This is a genomic window from Dietzia massiliensis, assembly GCF_018390595.1.
GTDB classification, from domain to species: Bacteria; Actinomycetota; Actinomycetes; order Mycobacteriales; family Mycobacteriaceae; genus Dietzia; species Dietzia massiliensis.
Map to the genome: position 1 here is coordinate 1 of NZ_JAHBAV010000225.1, position 427 is coordinate 427.

Below are 427 nucleotides of genomic sequence, written 5' to 3' on the forward strand. Positions count from 1 at the left end.
ATTAGGCTGGCCGCGCGTGGTGCGGAGCAGCCCTTCCAGCGTCGAGGTCATGCCGTTGAAATTCACCGCCAGCCGCGCGTCGGTCATATCGAACGGCATCCAGTGCCCCTGCACCTTCGCCCGATCCAACGCCAGGCGCCCGAACACCAGCGGCTTCTGCGCGCTGCCGCCCAGGCGCAGGTTGGCGTTCAGCATGCCCGCCGCGCTTTCGCCCTTCATCAGCGCCGGGTTGATCAGCGCCAGTGAGATGTGGGTGATATTGACGTGGCCGCTGATGGTGCGCCGCACCTGCGGATCCGCCACCTGGATATGGCCGTCGAACTGGCCGTTGTTGGTCAGCTTGATCCGCCAGTCGGCCAGCGCGCGACCGTTGTTCAGGCCGGCGTTGAGGGTCAGCGTGTCGAAGGCGATCGGCAGCGCGTTGCCC

1 protein-coding gene is annotated in these 427 nt (G+C 66.7%); it reads right to left on the reverse strand.

Going from position 1 to position 427, the window contains the following annotated elements; all coding sequences use genetic code 11:
- A partial coding sequence (locus tag KHA85_RS20360) for a hypothetical protein (protein WP_498039906.1) occupies positions 1 to 427 on the reverse strand: 427 nt, incomplete at both ends.